At 66.8% G+C, this 23,398-nt stretch carries 16 protein-coding genes; 11 read left to right on the top strand and 5 right to left on the bottom strand.

What is annotated here, in order from left to right:
- Nucleotides 1–174 precede the first annotated feature (174 nt).
- Entirely contained in the window at nucleotides 175–1,251 is a 1,077-nt protein-coding gene (locus tag F8O09_RS07025) for an SPFH domain-containing protein (RefSeq protein ID WP_158054563.1), read from the top strand.
- Nucleotides 1,252–1,321: 70 nt separating this feature from the next.
- Nucleotides 1,322–2,239 carry an SDR family NAD(P)-dependent oxidoreductase gene (locus tag F8O09_RS07015; protein ID WP_225732934.1) on the top strand — a complete coding sequence of 306 codons (918 nt, stop codon included), beginning with the start codon at nucleotides 1,322–1,324 and terminating at the stop codon, nucleotides 2,237–2,239.
- 293 nt (nucleotides 2,240–2,532) lie between these two features.
- On the opposite strand, the gene F8O09_RS10420 is transcribed toward F8O09_RS07015, so the two are convergent.
- Complete coding sequence (locus tag F8O09_RS10420) at nucleotides 2,533–4,827, bottom strand: FAD/NAD(P)-binding protein (protein WP_192497608.1); 2,295 nt, start codon at nucleotides 4,825–4,827, stop codon at nucleotides 2,533–2,535.
- Between the two features lie 123 nt (nucleotides 4,828–4,950).
- Between F8O09_RS10420 and F8O09_RS07005 the strand changes: the two genes are divergently transcribed.
- The 5 genes from F8O09_RS07005 to F8O09_RS10625 all read left to right on the top strand — a co-directional run bounded on the left by F8O09_RS07005 (nucleotide 4,951) and on the right by F8O09_RS10625 (nucleotide 11,687).
- A complete protein-coding gene (locus F8O09_RS07005; RefSeq protein ID WP_158054561.1) occupies nucleotides 4,951–6,606 on the top strand; it encodes a TIGR04028 family ABC transporter substrate-binding protein in 1,656 nt (551 codons plus the stop codon).
- Between the two features lie 34 nt (nucleotides 6,607–6,640).
- The gene (locus F8O09_RS07000) at nucleotides 6,641–7,576 is read left to right on the top strand and encodes an ABC transporter permease (RefSeq protein ID WP_158054559.1); all 936 of its coding nucleotides are present in this window, start codon (nucleotides 6,641–6,643) and stop codon (nucleotides 7,574–7,576) included.
- A complete protein-coding gene (locus F8O09_RS06995) occupies nucleotides 7,573–8,376 on the top strand; it encodes an ABC transporter permease (RefSeq protein WP_158030462.1) in 804 nt (267 codons plus the stop codon). The genes F8O09_RS07000 and F8O09_RS06995 overlap by 4 nt, the downstream gene beginning before the upstream one ends.
- Nucleotides 8,373–10,112: a dipeptide ABC transporter ATP-binding protein gene (locus F8O09_RS06990; protein ID WP_158054548.1), complete on the top strand. Its 1,740-nt coding sequence runs from the start codon at nucleotides 8,373–8,375 to the stop codon at nucleotides 10,110–10,112. Before F8O09_RS06995 ends, F8O09_RS06990 begins: the two co-directional genes overlap by 4 nt.
- A 132-nt stretch (nucleotides 10,113–10,244) precedes the next feature.
- A complete protein-coding gene (locus tag F8O09_RS10625; RefSeq protein ID WP_158054546.1) occupies nucleotides 10,245–11,687 on the top strand; it encodes an alkylhydroperoxidase domain protein in 1,443 nt (480 codons plus the stop codon).
- A gap of 95 nt (nucleotides 11,688–11,782) precedes the next feature.
- Here F8O09_RS10625 and F8O09_RS06980 read toward each other — a convergent pair whose 3' ends face one another.
- The 3 genes from F8O09_RS06980 to F8O09_RS06970 form a co-directional block, all read right to left on the bottom strand.
- On the bottom strand, nucleotides 11,783–12,835 hold the full coding sequence (locus F8O09_RS06980; RefSeq protein ID WP_158030465.1) for a zinc-dependent alcohol dehydrogenase family protein: 1,053 nt from the start codon (nucleotides 12,833–12,835) through the stop codon (nucleotides 11,783–11,785).
- A 205-nt stretch (nucleotides 12,836–13,040) separates the two neighbouring features.
- On the bottom strand, nucleotides 13,041–15,020 hold the full coding sequence (locus F8O09_RS06975; RefSeq protein ID WP_158054545.1) for a sigma-54-dependent Fis family transcriptional regulator: 1,980 nt from the start codon (nucleotides 15,018–15,020) through the stop codon (nucleotides 13,041–13,043).
- A gap of 104 nt (nucleotides 15,021–15,124) precedes the next feature.
- Entirely contained in the window at nucleotides 15,125–15,766 is a 642-nt protein-coding gene (locus F8O09_RS06970; protein ID WP_158054543.1) for a helix-turn-helix domain-containing protein, read from the bottom strand.
- Nucleotides 15,767–15,915: 149 nt separating this feature from the next.
- Here F8O09_RS06970 and F8O09_RS06965 point away from each other — a divergent pair, with 149 nt between their 5' ends.
- Both F8O09_RS06965 and F8O09_RS06960 read left to right on the top strand, forming a co-directional pair.
- Complete coding sequence (locus F8O09_RS06965) at nucleotides 15,916–17,757, top strand: VCBS repeat-containing protein (RefSeq protein WP_158054541.1); 1,842 nt, start codon at nucleotides 15,916–15,918, stop codon at nucleotides 17,755–17,757.
- Nucleotides 17,758–17,866: 109 nt separating this feature from the next.
- Nucleotides 17,867–19,270, top strand: coding sequence for a benzoate/H(+) symporter BenE family transporter (locus tag F8O09_RS06960; RefSeq protein WP_158054539.1), 1,404 nt, complete (start codon nucleotides 17,867–17,869; stop codon nucleotides 19,268–19,270).
- On the opposite strand, the gene F8O09_RS06955 is transcribed toward F8O09_RS06960, so the two are convergent.
- Complete coding sequence (locus F8O09_RS06955) at nucleotides 19,169–20,086, bottom strand: glycosyltransferase family A protein (RefSeq protein WP_192497607.1); 918 nt, start codon at nucleotides 20,084–20,086, stop codon at nucleotides 19,169–19,171. The genes F8O09_RS06960 and F8O09_RS06955 overlap by 102 nt on opposite strands.
- Before the next feature lie 169 nt (nucleotides 20,087–20,255).
- On the opposite strand from F8O09_RS06955, the gene F8O09_RS06950 reads away from it, so the two are divergent.
- Nucleotides 20,256–21,695, top strand: a complete 1,440-nt coding sequence (locus F8O09_RS06950; protein ID WP_158054536.1) for an amidase — start codon at nucleotides 20,256–20,258, stop codon at nucleotides 21,693–21,695.
- Between the two features lie 75 nt (nucleotides 21,696–21,770).
- On the top strand, nucleotides 21,771–23,303 hold the full coding sequence (locus tag F8O09_RS06945) for an ABC transporter substrate-binding protein (RefSeq protein WP_158030472.1): 1,533 nt from the start codon (nucleotides 21,771–21,773) through the stop codon (nucleotides 23,301–23,303).
- Nucleotides 23,304–23,398: the final 95 nt, after the last annotated feature.

The raw sequence follows: 23,398 nt of genomic DNA, 5'->3' as shown, positions 1-23,398 counted from the left end.
GTGCAGGCTGCCGACTACGAAGGGAGGAAGGCCGGAGTGGCGTGCATCGTCTGCGGCGGGCACAGCGCGCCAACACGCTGTCGGAGGGCTTCGATACAATGTGCGCAACCGCGGTCCGCAGCGTCTCGGCGCGCGAGGCCAGTCATCACCGAAGCCTGAAGGGCAAGTGATCCCATGGGAATCATCGTTCTCGCCGTCGTCATCGTCATTCTGATTCTGCTCGCCTTCGGCACGTTCTTCACCGTGCAGACGCAGACCAACACCATCATCGAACGCTTCGGCCGTTTCGTGCGAATCGCACAACCAGGTCTGAACGTCAAAATCCCACTCATCGAGAAGAAGGCCGGCGTGGTCTCGCTGCGTGTGCAGCAGCTCGACCTGCAGGTTGAGACCAAGACCAAAGACAACGTGTTCGTGCTCGTGCTGGTCTCGGTGCAGTACGCGGTGCTGCCGCAGCGGGTCGCCGACGCCTGGTACCGCCTCGACGATCCCGAAGCCCAGATCAAGAGCTACGTCTTCGACGCCGTGCGGGCCACTGTGCCGAACCTGCAGCTCGACGAGGCGTTCGAGCGTAAAGACGACATCGCGCAGACCGTGGGTGCGGCGCTCGCCGGCGAAATGGGGGAGTTCGGCTACCAGATCATCAAGACGCTGGTCACCGATATCAATCCCGACGCCAGCGTGAAATCGGCGATGAACCGCATCAACGCTGCGCAGCGCGAACGCGTCGCCGCACAGGATCTCGCCGAGGCCGATCGCATCCGCGTGGTCACCGAGGCGCGAGCCGAGGCCGAAGCGAAGCAGCTGCAGGGCGAGGGCATCGCGAACCAGCGCAAGGCGATCATCGACGGTCTGCATGCGTCGATCGCCGAGCTGCGGCATGAGGGCATCGAAGAGTCTGACGTCATCAACCTGATTCTGCTGACGCAGTACTTCGACACGCTGACCACACTCGGCCGCAACGGCGCGACGACCGTGCTGCTGCCCGGCACCCCGGGCGGAGTCTCGCAGCTTGGCGACGAGATTCGCACCGCGCTGCTGACGCAGGATGCCGTGCGCGAGGGGCAGACAGAGCAGCGCGTCGCGCAGAGCCTGGACGAGGCCCGCAATCGTGCGGCCGCCCAACGAGGCACCCATCGCGACGATCAGTCTGGCGCTGAGCGCGGTGCTCAGCGTGGCAGCGCACGCCGTGACGGCAACTCGGGCGGCGGCTCGAGCGTGGGCGGCACCGGTGAGCCGACAGGCCGCTGATGACGGCCAGCACTGAGCATCGAGATGTCGCGGGGCAGGCGAGACGGGCGTGACGAGAAAGGCCGCAGAGATGGCAGAGACCGCAGCAGACAGCATCCGCGTTGACCTCCCGGTCGCGATCGTCACCGGAGCCACCGGAGGCATGGGGCGGCTGATCGTCGCTGACTTGGCCCGCGACCATCGTGTGATCGCGGTCGGGCGTGACCAGAGCATCCTGCGGCAGCTTGCTCACGAGCACGGGGCCGAGCCGTTTGCCGCCGACCTCGCCGCCGTCTTCGACGCGCGAGTCGCAGCCGAGATGCGTGATGTCGCAGACGGCGCGGCTGGCAGAGAGTCCAGCGGCACATCAGACCGAGCCAAGGGCGCGGCCAGTGTCGAGGCGAACGGCAGCGGCAGCGGCACCGACAGCATGAGAGGCGAACGCGACGCGATCGCTGAGCTGGCGACCGTCGTCGATCGGGTGGATGTCGTGGTGCACGCCGCAGCCATCGCGCGCCGCAACTCGGTGGCTGACGCGCCGGCCGCAGAGTGGCAGCGGCACTTCTCTCTGAACGTCGGCGCACCGGCGGCGCTCACTGCGGCACTGCTGCCGAAGCTCAGGGCGAGTCACGGTATCGCGGTGTTCATCAACTCGGGGGCAGGGTCGAATCCGCAGCCGGGCAATGCCGTCTATGCCATGTCGAAGCACGCGCTCTTCGGCGTCGTCGACTCGCTGCGCAAAGAAGAGGCGAATGCCGGGGTGCGTGTGACCACGGTGAGCCCGGGCCCGACCGATACGCCGATGCTGCACCTGATGAACCATGACGCCGAAGCTGCGCAGACCTCTGCAGCCGTGCCGAAGCCTGCCTACGAGATCATCGATCCGGCAGAGATCGCTCGTGCTGTGCGTTTCGTTGTCGATGCCGGGCCGTCTACTCAGATCGCCAATGTCGACGTGCGTCCGCGCATCGAGCTCGGTGATCGCATCTCCGACGCCTTCGACGCCTGAGCCGTTTCGGGGCCACCACGTGCGCACATCTGCGTCGAGACATGGCAGATGTCGTCGTAGCCCATCGAGACATGCCAAGTTCCATGTTTGGATGCGGTGACCGAGCATTTGCCATGGCTCGATGGAGGCTGGCGGCCGGAACAGCGCTGGCAGCAGCGGGAACCGGGAACGGTGTTAGCAGCAGCAGGAGCGGGGACCGGGAAAAGTGCTGGCAGCGGCGAAACGATGCAGTGCAAGTCTTACCTTGAGCCTTGAGCCTTGAGCCTTGAGCCTTGAGCCCCGACCCGCAGCCCCTACAGCCCCTGTGCCACCAGACTGCGAGCCACGCGATCGGTCTCGCGCAGCATCGTCGGATCGGTGCCGGGCATCGGGCTGATCACCGCGTCGCCGAGCAGCTCGTTGAGCGGGATACCCGCCACGTGCACCCGTGCATCGAGTTCGCCGTCGGCATGCACGACCAAGCCCGTCGCCACATCGATATCGGGGGCGATGCCCTCAAGACGAGTGCCGTCGGCGCGGCGCAGCTCGTGCGGGCGCACGCGAGCATCCGCACGCAGGCTCGAGAGCAGCGGGTCTGCCGAGATGCGCACGTCGGGGGAGTGCATCCACGCATCGATCAGGGTGCGGGCGCGCAGAGGCTCGCCACCAGTGGTGGGCGAGCGCAGCTCGAACGCAGGACCCTGCGAGTCGCCGCCTTCGTCGATCGTCAGTGTGGGGTGCGCCCCGACGAAGTGCACCAGACCGGCATCGATCAGCGCGAGCAGCTGCCGACTGCGGAACGCGGGCGGCCCAGAACCGATCATGCCGCCGAAGCTCATCAGATCGTGGTAACGGCCGCAGCGCGATTCCCAAGTGAAGCGCCCACCGCGACCGAGCACCGACGAAGGCTTGCGTGCGGCGCTGAACGCCCAAAGGCCCGCCTTGATCGGGCTGTCCAGGCCGAGTTCCGCCTCGTGCAGGTCGCCGACGAGGCGGTTGCCGATCAGCTGCGTGAGCGCCTCGACGGCGGATGCGACATCGCGCCCGTCGGCGGAGGACGCCTCGGTCTGTGGTGCAGTGTCGATGCCCGCCAGGGGAGTGATCAGGCGATCCGGATGGAACCGGTCGTCTTCGTTCGGAATCACCGGCGCCAGCGCAGCGTCGAGCGCGGCGAACTCGGCCGGGGTGGTGTCGATCAGGTGGACGATCTCGGTGAGGTCGACGAGCAGAGCCTGTGGGCGCACCCGCGCCAGCGTGCGGGCGTGCGCCTCATAGGCGTCGCGCACGATCGCGGGCCACACCTCGGCGTCGAAGTCGATGCTGCCGACGAGACGGTCGGTCTGGGCCTCGGCCGCCGCCTCGTTCTCGAGCCGACGGACGACCGCGCCGAGCCGATGCAGGTCGGCCTTCGGTGGCAGCGAGTGGTACTCCGACTTCGGCAGGAACGGATACCCGCGCGTCGACGAGACGAGCAGCTTCGGCTCGCGGCCGCCGGCCACGTAGGTGAGCCCCGACCGTGTCTCGGGGGTCACCTCGAACCGCCCGCCCCGCTCGATTGTGAGCAGCGCCATCGCGTCGAAGAACCCCATGCCGGTGCCGCGCACGAGGGCGGTCTCGCCGCCGGGCACGTTCTCGAGCGGCTGGTCGATCGGGTTGTCCGGGGCGATCCAGATCAGCTCCGGGTGCCGATGCGTCGCCAGGCGCAGGGCCTCTTCCTCGACGGTGGGCGCGTTGCGCAGCCAGCCGCCCGAGATCACGGTCGCCGTGGCTCGGATGCGCTCGCCGTCGCTGAGCGTGAGGATGTCGGCGTCATCGCCGGCGATTTCACCGATGCCGGTCGCTTCGGCTCCCGCAGCGACGAGACCGACGACGCGAGCATGGTGGCGGTGCACCTGCACATTGTCGGGCAGCCAGGCGAGGGCGACGTCCAGGCACCAGCGGATGTACTCGCCATAGAGCGCACGCGTCGGGTTCGACTCGGGACGTGTGCGGGCCATCTCGTCGAGCACCGGCGACAGCGCGGTCAGATCGGCCGGATGCTCCACCCAGACGCGTCGATGCGCTTCAGAAATCTGTGCGAGCTGCTCGCTGTGCAGCGCATGCGTCGGATGCGATGCGCCCGCTGTGCCCGTGTCGCTCGCATCGTGTTCGTGCGCGGCGAACCCGGCCGCAGCATCCGCCGAGACGAAGGGGTCGGCCGAGGTGGCATCCCCGGTCGCCGCGATGCCCGCACGGCGTGCGGCGTCGAGCGCGAGCAGCACCCATTCGTACATCGTGGGCCCCTCGCGAACCGGCCCCTCGACGGTCGCGCCGGGCTCGGTGAAGAGCGTCACGGCGCCTGCGAGCGTGTTCATGCACAACGTGCGCGTCTGATCGGTGCGCCAGATGCGACCGGCGCCCAGCTGCTGATCGTCGACGAGGTGCAGATCGATGGGGGCGGGGGTCTGTGCCGGGTGTGCGCTCTGCGCAACGCCGATGGCGGCACCCAGACGCTCGATCAGCGAGACTCCGCGAGGGCCGACGCCGACGACGGCGATGGATGCCCGAGTGGCCGCAGCCGGGCGAGTGTCGGCCGCGCGTGAAGAGAGGAGGGAATTCGTGGTGTGCACTGAAGAACCTTACGTACGCGTCGAAACCCAGTGTCGCACTGTTTCAGTTTGTGACGCGAAAGGTGGCGCGATCGAACGTTGTCGGGTGAACTAAGCCAGTTCCCAGAACCCGAAGGAGTCACCATGCGCACCTCTCGCCTGCGTCGCGCGCTGCTCGCATCAGCTGCAGTCGCCTCATCTGTCGCCCTGTTGGCAGGATGCTCCAGCGGCTCCGGCTCGTCACAGCCGGTCGGCGACCCCAAGACGGGTGGAACGCTCACCTATCTCGAGGCGCAGACGTTCAACGGGCTGTACCCGCCTGCTGCGGGGCTGTACCCGAACGGCGGAATCGTGAACAACATCACCGACCGTCTGCTGTACCAGGATCCGCAGACCCTCGAGCTGAAGCCCTGGATCGCGACCTCGCTGCCGCAGGTCAACGCCGACGCGACCGAATACACCTTCACTCTGCGAGACGGCGTCACCTACTCGGACGGCACGCCGCTCGACGCCGCCAACGTGGTCAAGAACTTCGATCTCTTCGGCAAGGGCGACAAGGGGCGCAAACTCACCGCCTCGGAGCAGATCAACAACTACGACCACGGCGAGGTCGTCGATGCGCACACCGTGAAGTTCCACTTCAAGGCGCCTGCACCGGGCTTCGAGCAGGCCACGTCGACGCTGAACGCGGGGCTGCTCGCCAACGCCACGCTCGACAAGGGCAGCGAGGACTTCGGCCCCGGCCACGCCACCGGCGTGATCGGCTCGGGCCCGTTCGTGGTGTCTGACGAGCAGGTGGGCACGCAGCTCACGCTGAAGGCCCGAGACGACTACAACTGGGCCCCGCCCTCGGCGTCGCACCAGGGTCGTGCGTACCTTGACCAGATCAAATTCGTGCTCGCTGGCGAAGACAGCGTGCGCATCGGCTCACTCGTCGCCGGCCAGGCCGACGTCGCCCGGCAGATCGCCGCACCCGACGAGGCGCAGGTCACCGGTGCCGGCCTGCAGCTTGTGGCCGCCGCCACGAACGGGGTCAACAACGGTCTGAACTTCCGCTTCCGCGACCCGCGTCTGAGCGACATCCGCGTGCGCCAGGCGATCATCGCCGGCGTCGATCGCCAGAACATCATCGACTCGCTGTTCACCGACTCCTACCCGCTGGCGACCTCGTCTCTGGCCAAGAACGCCGCCGGCTACAAAGACCAGTCGTCGCACTACGTGTACGACCAGGACAAAGCGAAGCAGCTGCTCGATGAGGCAGGCTGGACGCCGGGGGCCGACGGCATCCGCACCAAAGACGGTCAGCGTCTGTCGCTGACCTTCAACGAGGCCGTGCCGCAGCCGCGCTCGAAAGAGGTCGTGACCAAGATTCAGGAGCAGCTCAAGCAGATCGGCATCGAGGTCAACCTGTATCAGGGCGACTACGCCGCGCAGACCGCTGCGTCGCTCGATCAGGACACCGTGCAGGTGTACCACTCGATGGTCGGCCGCGCCGACTACGACGTGATCAAGAGCCAGTTCGCCGGCGAGAACCGCAACACGCTGCTGAACCTGAACAAGAGCGACGGCAGCTACGGCGACGCGCACCTTGAGCAGCTGCTGCAGGACGTCGCGTCGAAGCCCACCGCTCCCGAACGTCAGGCCGCCAGCCAGGCGGTGCAGGACTACCTCAGCGAGCAGGCCTACGTGCTGCCGATCTTCGAAGAGCCGCAGGTCTTCGGCCTGCAGTCGTACGTGCAGGGCTTCAAGACCGAGGCCGTGGGCCGTCCGGACTTCTACAGCACCTGGCTGAACAAGTAGAGCCGAACATGGACGAAGTGGTGAAACGCCTCATATGAGTTACATTCTGCGTCGCGCCGGGCAGGCGCTGCTGGTGCTGCTGGTCGCCTACACCGTGGCCTTCGTGCTGCTCTCGGCTCTGCCCGGCGATGCCGTGATGGCCCGCTACGCCAGCCCCGAACTCGGGCTCTCGCCCGAACAGCTGGCTGACATCCGCGGCTCGTACGGTGCCGATCAGCCCGTCTGGCTGCGCTATCTGATCTCGCTCGGCGGGTTTCTGACCGGTCAGCTCGGCTACTCGGTGCAGACCGGGTCTGCGGTGACGACGATGCTCTCAGAGGCCCTGCCTTCGACACTGCTGCTCGCACTGCTGGGCTTCGCGTTCGCCGTGCTGCTGGCCGTGACGATCGCCTTCACCTCGACGTTCGGAGCGTTCGCCTGGCTGCGCCGCATCTTTCGCACGCTGCCGCCGCTGTTCGTCTCGGTGCCGGTGTTCTGGATCGGCATCATCCTCATCCAGGTGCTCTCGTTCCAGCTCAAGCTGATTCCGCTGATCGGCGCAAGCGGCCCGCAGTCGCTGGTGATGCCGGTGCTCACCCTGTCGATACCGATCGCCGCCCCGCTCGCCCAGGTGCTCATTCGCAGCATCGACGAGGTCAGGGTGCAGCCCTTCGTCACCGTGGTGCGCGCTCGCGGTGCGAGCACCAGCTGGGTGCTCTGGCGCAACGTGGCCAAGAACGCGCTGCTGCCGACCATGACCATCGCCGGTCTGCTCTTCGGCGAGCTGGTCGGTGGCGCAGTCGTCACCGAGACCGTCTTCGGTCGCGCCGGCATCGGTCAGATCACCGCTCAGGCGGTCGCCAACCGAGACACTCCGGTGCTGATGGCCGTCGTCATCATCTCGGCTGCCGTGTTCGTCATCATCAACCTGATCGTCGACCTGCTCTATCCGGTCTTCGACGCCCGTCTGCGCAAGGAGGTGCGGTCATGAAACGCATCTGGCGCACTCCCACAGTGCTGCTCTCGCTGCTGGTGCTGTTCATCGCGGTGCTCTGGGCCGTCATGCCCGGTCTCTTCGCCCCCGGTGACCCGACCGTGGCATCCGGCGTCTCGCTGCAGGCCCCCAGCGCACAGCACTGGTTCGGCACCGATCAGACCGGCCGCGATCTCTACACGCGCGTCGTGCACGGTGCGGTGCAGTCGCTCAGCGGCGCGCTGATCGCCGTGTTGGTCGGCCTCGTCGTCGGCAGCCTGATCGGTCTGTTCGCGGGTGCCCGCGGCGGGGCGCTGGATGCGGTGCTCATGCGCATCGTCGACGTGCTGCTGTCGATTCCGGGTCTGCTGCTGTCGCTCAGCGTGATCATTCTGCTGGGCTTCGGCACGACCAACGCCGCCATCGCGGTGGGCGTCACCTCGGTGGCCACGTTCGCACGGCTGGCGCGCTCGCGGGTGATGCAGGTGCGTGCGAGCGAGTACGTCGAAGCGGCCTACGGCAGCGGCGGCACCTTCGGCACCGTGCTGCTCAGGCACATTCTGCCCAACTCGCTGGCCCCGGTGCTGGCTCTCGCGGCGCTGCAGTTCGGCAGCGCGATTCTGCAGATCTCGACTCTGGGCTTTCTGGGCTATGGCGCTCCGCCGCCCACGCCTGAGTGGGGGCTGCTGATCGCCGAAGGGCGCAACTACGTGGCCACCGCCTGGTGGCTCACCGTGCTGCCGGGCATCGTCGTGCTGCTGGTCGTGCTGGCCACCAACCGACTGAGCCAGGCCATTCAGAAGGGAGCGGATCAATGAGCGACCTGCTGAACATCTCTGATCTCGCGGTGCGCTACCGCACTCGCAGCGGACACATCGACGCCCTGCACGGCATCGATCTCAGTGTTCGCGCCGGCGAGGTGACCGCCGTCGTCGGCGAGTCCGGCTCGGGCAAGTCGACCACGGCGCAGGCCGTGATGGGCCTGCTGCCGACGAACGCCGAGCTGGTGCGCGGCACCATCACTCTGGGCCCCGACCTGCGTGTGGGCGATCAGGTGAGCATGGACAGACCCGAAGACGGTGCCGCGGTGCGTGCGACGTCGTCGGTGCTCTCCGACCTCGGGCCGCGCGAATGGCGTGCGGTGCGCGGGCGTCAGATCGGTCTGATTCCGCAGGATCCGAACAACTCGCTCAACCCGGTCAAACGCATCGGCGAGACGGTGTCAGAGGCTCTGCGCATCCACCGCTGGAAGGATCGCGACGCCCGAAACCGGCGCGTGTTCGAGCTGCTCGAACGCGTCGGCATCGACCAGCCCGATCTGCGTGCGAGACAATACCCGCACGAGCTCAGCGGCGGCATGAAGCAGCGTGTGCTCATCGCCGCGGCCATCGCGCTGCAGCCGCGTCTGATCATCGCCGACGAGCCCACCAGCGCGCTCGATGTGACCGTGCAGCAGCGCATTCTCGATCTGCTCGACGAACTGCGTTCGCAGGACGGCACCGGCATCCTCTTCATCACCCATGATCTCGCCGTCGCCGGTGATCGTGCCGACCAGGTCGTGGTCATGCAGCACGGCGAGGTGCGCGAGCACGGTTCGGCGGTGCAGGTGCTCTCGAACCCTCAGCACGCCTACACCCGACAGCTGCTCGATGACGCGCCCTCGTTCGCGCACATCACCGAGGCCGTGCACTGGAAGCGTCCGGCTGTGACGTCGCCCGATTCGTCGTCGACCGCGGCGGCGGATGCTCCGCTGCTGCGCGTCGAACACCTGCGTCAGGAGTTCGGTGGCGGGCGTGGCAAGGAGCCCTTCGTCGCGGTCGACGACGTGTCGTTCGCCGTGCGGGCGGGCACCACGCATGCGCTCGTGGGGGAGTCCGGCTCGGGCAAGACCACGACGGGCCGCAGCATCGCCGGCTTCAACGCGCCGACTTCGGGCAGCATCCTCTTCGACGGATCTGACATTCTCGGGCTGGACCGCAAGGCGCGCCGACAGCTGCGCCGAGACATCCAGCTCGTCTATCAGAACCCGTACAGCTCGCTCGACCCGAAGCAGACGATCGGCGACATCATCGGCGAGCCGTTGGCCAACTTCGGCATCGGCGACAAAGCGTCGCGTCGGCGCAGCGCCGCCGAGCAGCTCGATCTGGTGGCGCTGCCTCAGGACGCCCTCGAACGCCGACCGCGTGAGCTCAGCGGCGGACAGCTGCAGCGCGTGGCCATCGCGCGTGCCTTAGTGCTGCAGCCGCGGCTGATCGTGCTCGATGAGGCGGTCTCAGCGCTCGACGTCACTGTGCAGGCGCAGATTCTGCGGCTGCTCTCGAAGCTGCAGCAGGAGCTTGCCCTGACCTATGTCTTCATCTCGCACGACCTCGCCGTCGTGCAGCAGATCTCAGACACGGTGAGCGTGCTCAGCCATGGCCGGCAGGTCGAGGCCGGCACCACGGAGCGCATCTTCGCGCATCCCGAGACCGAGTACACTCAGCAGCTCATCGCGGCGATCCCGGGACGTCGCCTGCCCTTCACGAAGAGTGTTTCACGTGAAACACTCGAGTGAACAGGGCTGCGTGACCGCTGTGACCCTGCCCGAGTGAGCCACGGCACAGCACGACCCGGTATCAGACCAGCGCAGACCAGCGCACGACTTCGCCGCACCGGCACCGCAGCATCCCCGAGACAAGGAACGATCATGACTGAACCGAACGTCGACATCATCGACCAGCTGGCCGGCATCACGCCCGGAAGCGCTCTCGACGAGCTGCGCAGCCATCGGCAGCAGGCGCGCGAGAACGCTCAGCGCAGTTTCGCGGCTCTGCTCGAGCCCGAGCAGCCCGGCACGTTCGGCTACGACGAGCGCTATGCGGTAGCGACTCTGGTGGCCGGTCTGCACGGCTTCGACGAGGCCAGCAGCTTCTATCGCGATCTGCTCTCTGACGCGATCGACGACGAGACCGCGGTCAAGCGGCTGTCGGGCATCATCGACGAGGTCGTGACGAACAATCGGGTGCAGGGGCCGTTCGGCATCTACCGAGAGCCGCAGCTGGCGAACGAGAATCGTCCCGGCCCCGACCTGCGTCTGACCGACGAGCAGCGCGACGCCCTCGGTGCGCGACTGTCGACGGCGTTCCAGCTCGCGCAGATTCTGGTGCTGCACCCGCGCGACTCACGCCCCGAGATGCTCGTGCCGCTCAGCGAGGCCGGATGGTCGACCACCGACCTGGTCAGTCTGGAGCAGCTCATCGCCTTTCTCGCGTTCCAGCTGCGCAGCGCATGGGGGCTGCGGGCGCTGGCCGGTACGGCTCCGGCTCCGGCATCCGCCATCGCGCCCGACGCGGCGCCGCCGGGGTCGGTTGCGACCGACGAGAACGCAGACGTGATCGCGCTCGCCGACGAGGCGCACGCAGCAGCGGTGGATGCCACGGGCGAGCCCGCCCCGCTGCCGGCTGACACGCTGGGCACGGTCGGTACGCCGGTGCGCATCTATCCGGAACTCGCTCGGCCGACGCACTTCGTGCAGCATTCGCTGGGCTGGGTGCCGTGGCTTGAGCCGCTCGCCGAAGACGAGCTCACTGATCGGCACCGCGAGGCGTTGGTGGAGGATCTGCGCGCGAAGAACCCGTACTTCCGGCTCTTGGTGCGTGACCCCGACGCCCTCGAGGCGCGCACGCTGACCGACATGGACATCTTCTTCAACGTCGACGACGGCATCGGCCGGGCCGAGCGCGAGCTCTCGGCGACGGTGACCTCGCGAGTGAACGGCTGTGTCTACTGCGCTTCGGTGCATTCGGCGCGGGCCAGTCACGAGTCGGAGGCCGCCGGGGCCTCGCGTCAGGCCGACGTGCAGCGTCTGCTCGATCGAGGCGTGGGCGCCGGTGCGCTGAACGGGGGAGCTGCCACCGACCTGGGTGACGACCTCTGGAACGCCATCGAGCGCGCCTCGGCGGTGCTCACGCTCAGTCCGCTCGAGTTCGGCGAGGCCGATGTCGACGTGCTGCGCACGGCCGGTCTCGACGATCTGCAGGTGATCGACATCATCAACGGCGCCGCGTTCTTCAACTGGGCGAACCGGCTGATGCTCGGTCTCGGCGAGCCCGAGGTGCCGAAGCGCTTTCTCGACCAGCACCAGGCATAGGACGACGGTACAGCGCGACGGCGCAGCGGCTCTGCGGCTGACAGCAGAGCCGCCTGCGCACGCCGCTGCACCGTCTTGACGATTCTCGGGTCGGGTCAGCGAATGAGCACCTTGAGCGCCTTGGTCTCTGCCGCGTTGGCGAAGACGTCGTAGGCTTTCTCGAACTCGTCGAACGAGAACTCGTGCGTGACGAAGTTCTCGACATCGAGCTTGCCGGCGGCAACGAGATTCAGCAGCATCTCGAGCGATGTGGTGTTCACCAGGCCCATCGTGATGCCGATGTTCTTCGTCCAGAGCTTCTGCATCGCGATCTCGACCGGCTTGCCGTGCACGCCGATGTTCGCCACGTGACCACCCGGACGCACGATCTCGGTCGCCATCTGCAGAGTGGGAGGGATGCCCACGGCCTCCATGGCGACATCGACGCCCTCGCCGTCGGTGAAGGCCAGCAGCTGTTCCTTCCAGTCGGCGGCGCCGGAGTTCACGCCCGCAGTGGCGCCGAACTCCTTCGCCCGCGCCAGTCGGTTGTCATCGAGGTCGACCGAGATGATCTTCGCTGCGCCCTGCAGACCCGCCGTGGCGACAGCCGCGAGCCCCACGGGGCCTGCGCCGATGATCGCGACGGTGTCGCCTGGCTTGACCTGGCCGTTCTGCACGCCGATCTCGAAACCGGTCGGCAGGATGTCGCTCAGCAGAATGGCCGCGCGGTCGCTGACGCCCGCAGGAATTCTGTACGACGACGTCTCGGCATAGGGCACGCGCACGTACTCGGCCTGGGTTCCGTTGATGTAGTGGCCGAAAGCCCACGCATCGCCGACGGCACCCTCGTCGCCGAGGCAGTGGCTGAGCAGCCCCTTGCGGCAATTGGCGCAGTGGCCGCAGGTCGACATGCAGCTCAGCAGCAGGCGATCGCCCACCTTGATCGAGCTCACAGCATCACCGACCTCGGTGACGACACCGACGCCTTCGTGCCCCAGCACGGTGCCGACGGGAGTCTCGGGAACATCGCCCTTGAGCACATGCAGATCGCTGCCGCAGATCGTCGTCGCCTCCATCTTGACAAGCACATCGGTCGGCTTCTCGATGACCGGATCCGGCACGTCCTTCCACTCGCGAACGCCAGGACCGCCGTAGACAAGACCCTTCATGACTTCCTCCTTGAGATCATTTCGTGTCGCGGTGATGCGACACTGGGCGGGATCGCCACCCGGTGATCTCATGCTGGCAGTCGCCGGGCGGCCTTCGAGGCGTCTTTTGGCGGATGCTGTCTCAACCTGAGACAGTGCGACGCGTGTGCAGCACTGTTGGGTCGTTCAGTCGTGGTTGACGGGGCGGAGAACGCTCCGGAATCGGTCAGCTGAGCCCGTACTCGGCCAGCCGCCGATAGAGCGTGGCGCGCGAGATGCCCAGTGCACGCGCTGCTGCCGAACGGTTGCCGCGAGTGCGGTAGAGCATCGTGATGATCGCAATGCGTTCCTGACGCTCCAGCTCGGTCAGCGGTCGCAGAGCCGCGCTGAAGGCATGGGGCGGCAGGTCGGCCGGCGTGAGTACGCCGTCGGGGCGCTGCTCAAGTGCAGAGCGCAGCGCATCCGAGAGCTGATGGATGTTCCCGGGCCAGTGCCCCTCGGCAAGCGTGCGCAGCGCGGCCGGAGAGAGGGCCCGGCGGTGCTCCGGCTGCATCGCGTCGAGCAGGCTCTGAGCGATGGCCGGTATGTCGCCGCGACGTTCCCGCAGAGCCGGTACGACCACGGTGCGCGCGATGAACGGGAGCAAGGCTGAGAGCGGTGAGACCTCGTCGTGCGTGAGCTGCTCAGCGGTGAGCACGATGCGCCCAGGGTCTCCGTGCACTCGAGGCGCTCGCAGAAATCGCTCGATCTGCGTTCGAGAGTCTGCGGGCAGCAGATGCACGTTGCGCAGTACGAGCACGGGGTCTCCGAGTGGATCCTGACCGACATGCGTCAGAGTGTCGAGCATCGCCGAGAGGTCACCGGTGTGCTCGATCGTCTCAGCGGTGATCACATGTACGTGCAGCCGCTGCGCGGCGGCGACCTCGTTCACCAGCGAGACCTTGCCGACGCCGATCTCGCCGAGCAGCAGCGTGGCCTCACCCCTGCGCAAGCTGGTGCCGAGCTCTCGTCTGGCCAGTTGCCAGGCATTCGACCGCGTTCCTCTGCTCAGGCTGACTCGGTCGACGAGCATGGGCGGATGTGTCTGTGTGAGTTGCTGAGAGAGCGATGCGCCGTGCTGCGTCGCAGCCGGGGCGGCAGGCTGAGACGACGGGTGAGCGTTCGATGTCGCAACCTGTGCAGCGGGGCGTCTGCCATGCGCTGTGCCTGCGGCAGTCGGCTTCGCCCAGATCAGCACCCCGTGTGCGAGGCCGCGATCGAAGCGGGCGGCGGCGACCTGCAGCGCTGCGAACGCACGGTCGTGCAGCGCTCCGGAGGTGCGCGCGGGCGGTGCGGGCGCCCGCAGAGGCCCGCCGCCTTCGAATCCGCTCAGCTCGAAGACGAATCGGGCACGAGACGCGGCCGCAGTGGCCCGTTTGGCGGCTTTGCACAGTGCGCGGCCTTCGGCGTCGGTCAGCAGTGCATGAGCCTGATCGCTGTGCAGCGTCATGCGGTCGGTGACGGCGAGAACGGCGGTGCGCGACTGCGAGGGGATGCTGCGCATGGCATCCTCGAACGCCTCGAAGACGTCGCGCTCGACCGGGGATGCGGCATGCAGCAGCTGCTGTTCAATCGCGTGCGCAGTCTGCACGGCGACCGTCTGCATCATCTGACTGGCATCGCGAATGTCGCAGGTGAGATCGAGCACTCCTGCGAGGCGTCTGGTGATCGGGTCCAGGATGGGCGCGCCGGCACAGACATAGCGCAGAAAGCGCTCCTGAAAGTGGGCGGCCCCCTCGACGTATATTGGCATGCGCGTCTGAATGACGGTGCCGACGCCATTGGTGCCGACGAACCCCTCGCTGAAGTCGAAGCCCGGGGCGAGGTCGATGCCGTTGAGCAGCGTGGTCGCGGCGCGTCCGCAGTCGGCTCGAGCGAGTACGTGTGAGCGTTCGTCAGACAGCACGATGCCGACGTCGAGGCTTCCGAGAGCGTGCACGAGCTGATTCATCGGCTCTTGCGCGCAGCGGGCGAGCACGGTGTCGCTTGTGATGGTGACCTGCTTGGTCGCGTCGCCTGTGGCGTCCACGCCCGCTTGAGCAGAACGGCGCCACGAGCCGGCGATCTGCTCAGGCACCAAGTGCCCGAACTCGGCGGCAGCGGCACGTCGGTCGCGCAGAAAACGAGACCTGGCGCGAGAAAGGTCGTCATTGACGGGGATCGTCATATCTCTATTGTGTCCGCGCACGAGCCACTCTGCCAGCACAGGGCGTCGTTTGGGCCTGTGCTGACTGCGTGAGTGCGGCGAAAGCGCGTGACAGGAGCCTTCGGTCAGACGAGCGGACTGGTGATCACCAGCACGGCTTCGACCGGGCCTCTCACCGCACGGTAGGTGTGCGGGCAATCGCTGACCCACTCCAGATTCTGCCCCGCTGATGCCTCGCGTTCCGCACCCTCACGCCCCGCGCGCAGCAGCCCGGCGAGCACTTGCACGTGCTCGACGACGCCGGGGCCGTGTGCAGGGGAGCGGCGAGAGGCCCCACTGTCAAGGTGCAGCCGGTACACCTCGACAGTGACCTGTGCGCTGCTGTCGACCCCGATGACGTCGGTGTCGAGCAGCCGCACCGAGACCCCCGGGCCCTCGACTGACGAGCCGGCTTGAGCATCCAGCAACAGGGCAAGCGGAGCTCGCAGCGCACCAGCGAGCGCATAGAGAGTCGCGAGCGTCGGGTTGCGCTGGCCGTTCTCCAACTGCGAGAGAGAGGCCACCCCGACGCCGGACGCCTCGGCCAGCGCTCGCAGCGACATCGCGCGTTCGGCGCGCAGGCTGCGGATACCCTCGCCGATCGCTGCGAGGTCTGGCCGAACGGCTGCCGCCGGTGTACCGATCTGTGGCAATGCACCACCTGACGCAGGAGCCACACGTGTCTTCGGCGCACGGCCCGGCGGAGGGGTGGTCGCACGGGAGGTCATGCTCGCAGTCTAGCGACGGCAGACACAGAGAGGTCACCTGTTGAAAGAGAGTGCGGCCTTGCCAAGGTCATGCTAATCTCTCACGGTTGTGCTCGTGCGTGCGCACAAGGCGCACGCGAGATCTCGAACCCCCCGTAGAGAGCAGTCCAATGACGAAGACGTCTATCATCCCCGCACGTTCGCGTGCCCGAACGCTGACATGTGCCGCACTTGCGGTAGCGCTCGGCAGCGCAGTGCCCGCAAGTATGCCGCAGGCGGCATATGCTGCAACGGCGGCCGTCGAGGTGACACATGACGCGACGATTGTCGGGCAGGAGTCGACGGGCTTCGGCGCCACGATGTCGCAGGTTCGATGCGACGTCAACGGCAATGGCCAGCCAGACCTGGGCATCGGCAACTTCGCGATGTTCGGCTATGGCGATGCCGAGCCCAGTGCCGCGTATGTGCTGCTCGACGACACTGCGAGTGCTGCAGAGAGCGGCTCTTCGGTGACCGACCTCCGCCCCGTGCGCATCACTGACAGCGATGTCGACTGGGGCACCGGATCGGATCTTCGCTGTGCCGGCGATGTCAACGGCGACGGCTATGACGATCTCGCCCTGGTGCAGCAGGGCAGGTCGCTCAGCATCGTCTTCGGAGCAGCAGATTTCAGCGACGTCGCACTCGGTGATCTCGGCGAACGCGGACGAACGGTGACCGGATCGATCACGCGCGCGATTGGAGTCGGTGACGTCGATGGCGACGGGTTCGATGAAATCGGTGTCACTGACACGCAGGGCCGCATCACTGTGCTCAGCGCCGACGGCCTGCCGCAGACCAGTGCACTCGACGAGCTCGACGCCCCGGTGATCTCAGGCGATCCCGACAGCATCGATCTCGTCTCTGCAGTGTCAGCCGGTGATGCGAACGGCGATGGCCGTGACGATCTGCTGGTCGGGTCGGCCTCATGGTCGATGCCTGGCGTGCAGAGTTTCGCGACGGGGGTGAACTGGGTGCTGACTGACGTTCGGCAGTCTGTGCAGGTGGGGGCAGGCGCGGTGCCCGGCTATCGGATCGAAGGGCCCAAGCGCGGCTATGACCTGTTGGGCGGATCGGCGGTCTCCATCGGCGACATCAACGGCGACGGCTTCGACGATGTGATGCTGGGCGGCGACTCCGACGCCCCGAAGACCGGCAGCGCCGTCGTCGTGCTCGGTTCAGACTCCGACGCCCCGGTCACGACCGACCCGGAAGCGACTGCGGGATTCAGCGTGCGCACGGCTGACGAAGCGGGCGTTCAGACCCAGCGCGGCTGGTGGCTCAACGGCATCGCCGCTGACGATCACTTCGGTCATGCCGTTGGCGCTGCACGCATGCAGAACCGGTCGATGCTGCTGGTCGGCGGCATGGATGGGTCGCCCAGCGGAGATCTGGACGGCGCCGGATACGCGGTCGCGCTCGATTCGCACGCACTGGTGACGGGTGCCCTGCCGACTTCGACGACGGGTGTGCTGAATGCCGCCGATCTTGTGAACGCCGACGGGGCGGTCGCCGGGGCTGCTGTGATCATGGGCACCGGCGCGGGCGAGCACCTTGGGAGGTCGTTCGCCGACCTCACTGAGAACCCTGCCCGACAGAGCACCGCGGTACAGTTCGCAATCGGCGCCCCCGCGCTCTTCACCTGGGACGACACCAGGCCCTCGGTGCGCGTCGTGTCGCTCAAGGTCGAGTCTGCGGTCACGCCGGTCGACCCTACGCCGGTCGATCCGGAACCCACAGATCCGGCTCCGACAGACCCGGCTTCCACGGATCCGGCACAGACGCCCGCGAACGATGTGGCTGAGGCGAGTCACGAAGGGACACCGTCTGAGACGGCAGCCGACACCTCGAACGATGCGTTGGCGCGCACCGGCGGGAATGGACAGTGGGTGTGGGCCTGTCTCGGTGCCGCCGGCCTCGCGCTGACGATCGGACTCTGCGTCATACTGCTGCGGCGTCGCATCAGCGAGTAGCACCGGCTGCCGGCGCACCGCCTTCGCCAGTGCTGTGTGGTTGGCAGGGCTGCGAGTTAGCCAGTGCTGTGAGTTTGGCAGTGCGCCGACGTCGCGCTATGTTCCATATATGGAACAGTCTCATCCTTCGTCGGAACCATCGTCACCGGAACAGGATGTGCAGGGTGCTGCCCAAGAGGGCACAGGCTCAGGCAGCCTCCAGCCGATCCTCGCGGGCATCACCACGGCTTTGGTCGGCTTCACCAGCTCGTCGGCCATCGTCATCGCCGGCCTGCGCGCCGTGGGTGCCGATCTCGATCAGGCGACCTCAGGCCTCGTCGCGCTCTGCCTCGTGCAGGGCGTCGGGATCATCTGGCTCGCGCTGAGACACCGCACCCCGATCACCCTCGCCTGGTCGACGCCGGGCGCAGCTCTGCTTGCCGGCGCCGCGGGTTCGAGCCTCACTGGCGCATCCCCCGGTGCAGACCCCGCCGCATGGTCAGCGGCAGTCGGCGCCTTTCTCATCGTCGCCGTACTGATCCTGCTCACCGGTCTCTGGCGCGGGCTCAGCGACCTCATCGCGCGCATTCCTGCGGCCCTCGCCCAGGCGATGCTCGCCGGCGTGCTGCTGCCGCTCTGTCTTGCCCCTGTGCACGCCCTGACCGTCTCGCCACTTGCGGTCGCACCGGTGATCGTGGTGTGGCTGGTGCTGCTGAGGCTCGCACCCAAGTGGGCCGTGCCCACCGCGTTCGCGCTTGCGCTGGTGATCGCCGTCGCCTTCGCGATGGGCGTCGGGCGTTCGGCGGATGCATCGGTCGCCCCCGCCTTCGCCCTCGCTTCGATGCTGCCCTCGGTGTCGCTCACCATGCCCAGCTTCACCCTCGGAGCAGTGCTCGGCATCGCGGCACCGCTCTACCTTGTCACGATGGTGTCGCAGAACGTGCCGGGCGTCGCGGTCATGCGTGCCAACGGATTCGACGTGCCGTGGCGCGAGAGCATGCTGGTGACCGGGATGGCCACTGCCGTCGCTGCTCCGGCGGGAGGGCATGCTGTGAACCTGGCCGCGATCTCCGCAGCGCTGGCGGCGGGGCCCGATGCGCATCCGCTGAGAAGCCGACGCTGGATCGCGGCTGTCACCTGCGGATGCAGCTATCTGGTGCTCGCTGCGTCGGCGGGTGCGCTCACGACTCTCGTCGCCATTGCACCTGAGGGTCTCATCGAGGCTGTTGCGGGTCTGGCTCTGATCGGGGCGTTCGGTGGGGCGCTCACGTCAGCGCTCAAAACAGCCGGGCAGCAGACGCAGGCGATCGTCACGATGCTGGTGGCAGCCAGCGGCATCGTCGTGTTCGGTGTGGGCGCCGCGTTCTGGGCGCTCGTGGCCGGGTTGGTCGTGCACGCGCTGCTGGAGCGGCGCAGCACGCGTGAGACAGCCTCAGACGTCAGCAGGTTCGCCGGGGCTGCGTCGACGGCTGGTCAGCGCGATCGCGGCAATGGCGACCACCCCGAGCGCGACGGCGCCGATGCGCACCGCTGAGTGCAGAGCGACCTCCTGCTCTTCGGCGGCGTCGCGTGTCGTGAACGACGAGGGGGAGAGCCGACCGGTCACGGTGGCGCCGGGCCGCACGTCGTCAGCCAGAAGAACGCTGTCGGCTGCCGGAGAGGCCGCACCTGTCACCGAACCGCCTCGGAACAGCGATACGACGGCGGCCGCGGTCTTGGAGACCAGACCACGCACGCGGGCGAAGCCCTGCTTGGCCATGCGCAGAGCACCTTCGGCAGACGTCGAGTCGCCGTCGAGCAGCAGCCGTGGCTCTCCGTGCCCGGTGACCGTGTTCGGCAGCGCGTAGACGGGGTTTCGGCCGCTCAGACGCCTGAGCCAGTTCTCTTCGACGGTCTCATGGTCATGTTCGGGGGTGCGATAGTAGCCGAGCACGGCATGTGACGTGCGCCGATACACGAGCGGCGCAGCGGAGCCTGACACGGCGGACTCGCCGGTGGAGGCGGAGACGCCCACGGCATCCATCGCGGGGTGTGACTGCAGCCAGTCGGTCGCCGACTCAAGTACGGTCGGCGCCCATGACACGTTCTCTGGGTGGACGACGACCAGATCGCCGTGAGACGAACTCACGCCGACGTTGAGGGCGTCCGCTTCGTCGGCTCCGTGCGCGACGCCGATCACCCGAGCCTGCAGATTGGCGAGGTCAAGCTGATGCTCGAGCTCGGTCTGATTCGCAGACGTCACGACGATGACCTCCATGGGGCGCAGCGTCTGCGCCTCGAGGTCTTTGAGCACGTGACGCAGCCGTGCTGCCTGCCCGCTCGCAGGCACGATCACTGAGACAGAAGCCATATACGTACGATACAGCTCTCGCGGGGTGCTTTTGACCATCAGCACTCCAATGAGCAGTGGACTCGTGCTACTGGTCTGATCAGTAACACACTTGGCTGTTGTCTGACACTGGCCGGTAACAAACGACCCCGACGATGGACTCATCACAACCGAGGAGTTGATCGCAAAGATGTCTGCTTCGACAACACATGACCCGGCCGCAGAATCCGGCGGCACCAGCCTGACCGGGCTTTCGGCAGCCGAACTGGTGGCCGCCTACAAAGAGGGCGACCTTGAGCCACAGGCCGTCGTCTCGGCCAGCTTCGAGCTGATCGAGAAGAGCGAACCTGAGCTGCACGCCATTTACGACAGCTTTCCAGAGCAGGCGCTTGAGGCGGCACAGGAGTCGGCGAGACGTTGGGCCAGCGGCCACGCACTTGGGCCGCTCGACGGCGTGCCCGTCACGCTGAAAGAGAATCAGAAGGTCAAAGGCCGACCCACACCATGGGGCTCGGCGGCCACGACGCCGGTTCCCGCTGAGTCGAATGCTCCCGTCATCGACCGGCTGCAGAGCGAAGGCGCCATCATTCTGGGGCGCACGACGATGCCAGAGCTCGGAATGCTCTCATCGGGCGTCTCATCACTGCATGAGACGGTGCGCAATCCGTGGAATCTGGCCTGGAGCCCGGGGGGCTCGAGCAGCGGCGGCGGCGCGGCGGCGGCGATCGGCTACGCCCCGATCAACTTGGGGTCAGACATCGGCGGCTCGGTGCGACTGCCCGCATCCTGGTGCGGAGTCGCAGGCTTCAAACCCACGTTCGGTCGCATCGCGGTCGACCCGCCGTACTTCGGCCGACACATCGGGCCGATGGGGCGCAGCGTCGCCGACCTCGCGTTGGCCACCGGTGCACTCGCCGGGCCCGACGACCGTGACCCCTACAGTCTGCCGAAACAGCGCATCGACTGGGCCGATCTCACGTTCGACCCGGCAGGTCGACGCATCGGTCTCGTGCTCGACGTCGGCGACGGAGCTGCGGCCGACCCCGAGGTGCTTGATGTCGTGCGACGGGCGGCAGCGGTCTTCGAGCGGGCGGGGGCGACGATCGTCGAGATCCCTCCCTTCCTCGAGAGCGGAACGATCGACCTCATCGATCTCTTCTGGCGCATCGGTCACTGGAACGACTACTGCAGAATGGATCCCGAGCGCCGCAAGCTGCTGCTGCCGTTCATCGCCGAGTGGTGCCGTGGAGGCCATGGCATCAGCGGTGAGGATGCTCTGCGCTCGCACGATGCGCAGTTGGACGTCGCACGTCGCACGATCGCAGCGACTGCAGATGTGGACGTCATCCTCTCGCCGGTCTCACCCGGTGCGGCGTTCCCCGCTGAGTGGCCGATGCCGAGCAACGATGTGAACGATCCCATGTCTCATATCGGATTCTGCGTAACCTACAACATGTCAGGACAGCCGGCTGTCAGCGTCAACGGAGGATTCACTGAAGCCGGCAGCCCGGTCGGTGTGCAGATCGCTGCAGCCCGATATGAAGATCGTCTCGCTCTGGCGGCCGCACACTTCTTCGAGAGTGAGCGACCGGCGAGCGCCGTACGCCCCTGGCCGACACTCTCGGCCTGATCCACCTCATGACCACCGATTCCGAGCTCTGCACAGTCGAACCGTAACCCCCCTGCACAACCCTGAGGAGCAAGCATGTCAGTCAACAGATCACTTACTCTGCGCCGCATCGGCGCAGGTCTCGTCGCGACAGCAGTCGCCATCTCTCTCTCGGCCTGCTCGGCCGGGGGCAGCGGCTCCGGAGGCTCCGGGGCGGCCGATGACGCGGCCACCGTCACCGTGGGCATGGCCGCGTCACCGGCTGGTCTGGACTTCACCACCAGCGGCGGAGCGGCCATCTTCCAGGCGCTCGCGGGCAACGTCTATGAAGGCCTGGTCAAGCTGGACGACAAAGGCCAGATTCAGCCGCTGCTGGCAACAGACTGGAAGGTGAGCGACGACGGCCTGCGGTACTCGTTCACCCTGCGTGACGGGGTCAAATTTCACGACGGCACTGCATTCGACGCGGATGTGGTGAAGGCTTCGCTTGAGCGTGTGCCGCAGTGGAAGGCGAACACCCCGTCGAACCTCGCTGCGATCGACCACGTCGAAGTCGTCTCACCCACGCAGGCCGACGTGGTGCTGTCGAAGCCCGACTCAGATCTGCTGTTCTGGCTGACGACGGTGCTGGGCTCGATGATTGCGCCAAACTCGGTGGCGACCATGTCGACCACCGCGAACGGCACCGGCCCCTACACGTTCGTGTCGTACGAGCCCGGTGTCAAGATGAAGCTGAAGCGCAACGACAGCTACTGGGGCACGCCGGCGAAGAACGCCGAGGTCGACTTGGCCTACTACGCCGACGCCTCGGCCGCAGCGAACTCGCTGCGCACGGGCGAGACCGACGCGCTCTTCCAGGCCGAGGCATACGACCAGATCGATGCGCTGAAATCCGATTCGAAGTACACCGTGACCGAAGGGTCGACGCAATCGGTCGTCGTGATGCCGATGAACGAGGCGAACCCGGCGCTGAAGGATGTTCGCGTGCGCCAGGCGATCACACACGCGATCGACAAAGATGCCGTGCTCGCCGCGGCCACCAGCGGTCATGGCACCGTGCTCAACGGACCGTCAGTGCCCACCGACGCCTGGTTCGAGGAGTTCGGCGAAGCCGGAAAGCACGATCCTGATCAGGCTGAGCAGCTGCTGCGAGAGGCCGGGGTATCTGACCTGTCGTTGACCTTCACCGTTCCGAACCGCCCGTATGCGCAGGCAGCCGCTCAGGTCATCCAGTCGAACCTCTCGGAGGTCGGCATCAAGGTGAACCTCGAGGTGCAGGAGTTTCCCGCGGTCTGGGTCGAGAAGACGATGACCGGCAAGAACTACGACCTCACGGTGACCAACCACATCGAGGCGCACAATATGACGAACTTCGGCAACCCGAAGTACTACTGGTCATACGACAATGCCGACGTGCAGTCGGCGTTCGCCGAGGCGAAGGCAGCCACCGATGACTCGGCGAAGACGGCGGCCATGAAGAAGGCACAGCAGCAGATCGTCGACGACGCAGCGGCAGTGTGGCTGTACAACACTCCGAACATCGTGGCCTCCAAGGCCTCGGTGACAGGTCTTCCCACGGATTACTACGGGGCGGGCATCGACTTCTCGCAGGTCACCGTCAGCAAGTAAGTCGCGCTCGGATGGTGGGCAGCCTGGGCTTGTGCGCCTGACTGCCCGCCATCCGGCAACCTGACCTCTCTCTGTCTCGGTCGGAAAGGACTGAA

It is taken from the genome of Pseudoclavibacter sp. CFCC 11306, assembly GCF_008831235.1.
Taxonomy (GTDB): Bacteria; Actinomycetota; Actinomycetes; order Actinomycetales; family Microbacteriaceae; genus Pseudoclavibacter_A.
This window is presented reverse-complemented; position numbering and strand designations above follow the sequence as displayed.

What these genes read in the sequence shown, in the direction of transcription:
- F8O09_RS06960 (WP_158054539.1), top strand. Translation starts at nt 17,867, where the DNA reads ATGGAACAGTCTCATCCTTCGTCGGAACCATCGTCACCGGAACAGGAT.
- F8O09_RS06965 (WP_158054541.1), top strand. Translation starts at nt 15,916, where the DNA reads ATGACGAAGACGTCTATCATCCCCGCACGTTCGCGTGCCCGAACGCTG.
- F8O09_RS06970 (WP_158054543.1), bottom strand. Translation starts at nt 15,766, where the DNA reads ATGACCTCCCGTGCGACCACCCCTCCGCCGGGCCGTGCGCCGAAGACA.
- F8O09_RS06945 (WP_158030472.1), top strand. Translation starts at nt 21,771, where the DNA reads ATGTCAGTCAACAGATCACTTACTCTGCGCCGCATCGGCGCAGGTCTC.
- F8O09_RS07015 (WP_225732934.1), top strand. Translation starts at nt 1,322, where the DNA reads ATGGCAGAGACCGCAGCAGACAGCATCCGCGTTGACCTCCCGGTCGCG.
- F8O09_RS10625 (WP_158054546.1), top strand. Translation starts at nt 10,245, where the DNA reads ATGACTGAACCGAACGTCGACATCATCGACCAGCTGGCCGGCATCACG.
- F8O09_RS07005 (WP_158054561.1), top strand. Translation starts at nt 4,951, where the DNA reads ATGCGCACCTCTCGCCTGCGTCGCGCGCTGCTCGCATCAGCTGCAGTC.
- F8O09_RS06995 (WP_158030462.1), top strand. Translation starts at nt 7,573, where the DNA reads ATGAAACGCATCTGGCGCACTCCCACAGTGCTGCTCTCGCTGCTGGTG.
- F8O09_RS06975 (WP_158054545.1), bottom strand. Translation starts at nt 15,020, where the DNA reads ATGACGATCCCCGTCAATGACGACCTTTCTCGCGCCAGGTCTCGTTTT.
- F8O09_RS06980 (WP_158030465.1), bottom strand. Translation starts at nt 12,835, where the DNA reads ATGAAGGGTCTTGTCTACGGCGGTCCTGGCGTTCGCGAGTGGAAGGAC.
- F8O09_RS07025 (WP_158054563.1), top strand. Translation starts at nt 175, where the DNA reads ATGGGAATCATCGTTCTCGCCGTCGTCATCGTCATTCTGATTCTGCTC.
- F8O09_RS07000 (WP_158054559.1), top strand. Translation starts at nt 6,641, where the DNA reads ATGAGTTACATTCTGCGTCGCGCCGGGCAGGCGCTGCTGGTGCTGCTG.
- F8O09_RS06950 (WP_158054536.1), top strand. Translation starts at nt 20,256, where the DNA reads ATGTCTGCTTCGACAACACATGACCCGGCCGCAGAATCCGGCGGCACC.
- F8O09_RS06955 (WP_192497607.1), bottom strand. Translation starts at nt 20,086, where the DNA reads ATGGCTTCTGTCTCAGTGATCGTGCCTGCGAGCGGGCAGGCAGCACGG.
- F8O09_RS06990 (WP_158054548.1), top strand. Translation starts at nt 8,373, where the DNA reads ATGAGCGACCTGCTGAACATCTCTGATCTCGCGGTGCGCTACCGCACT.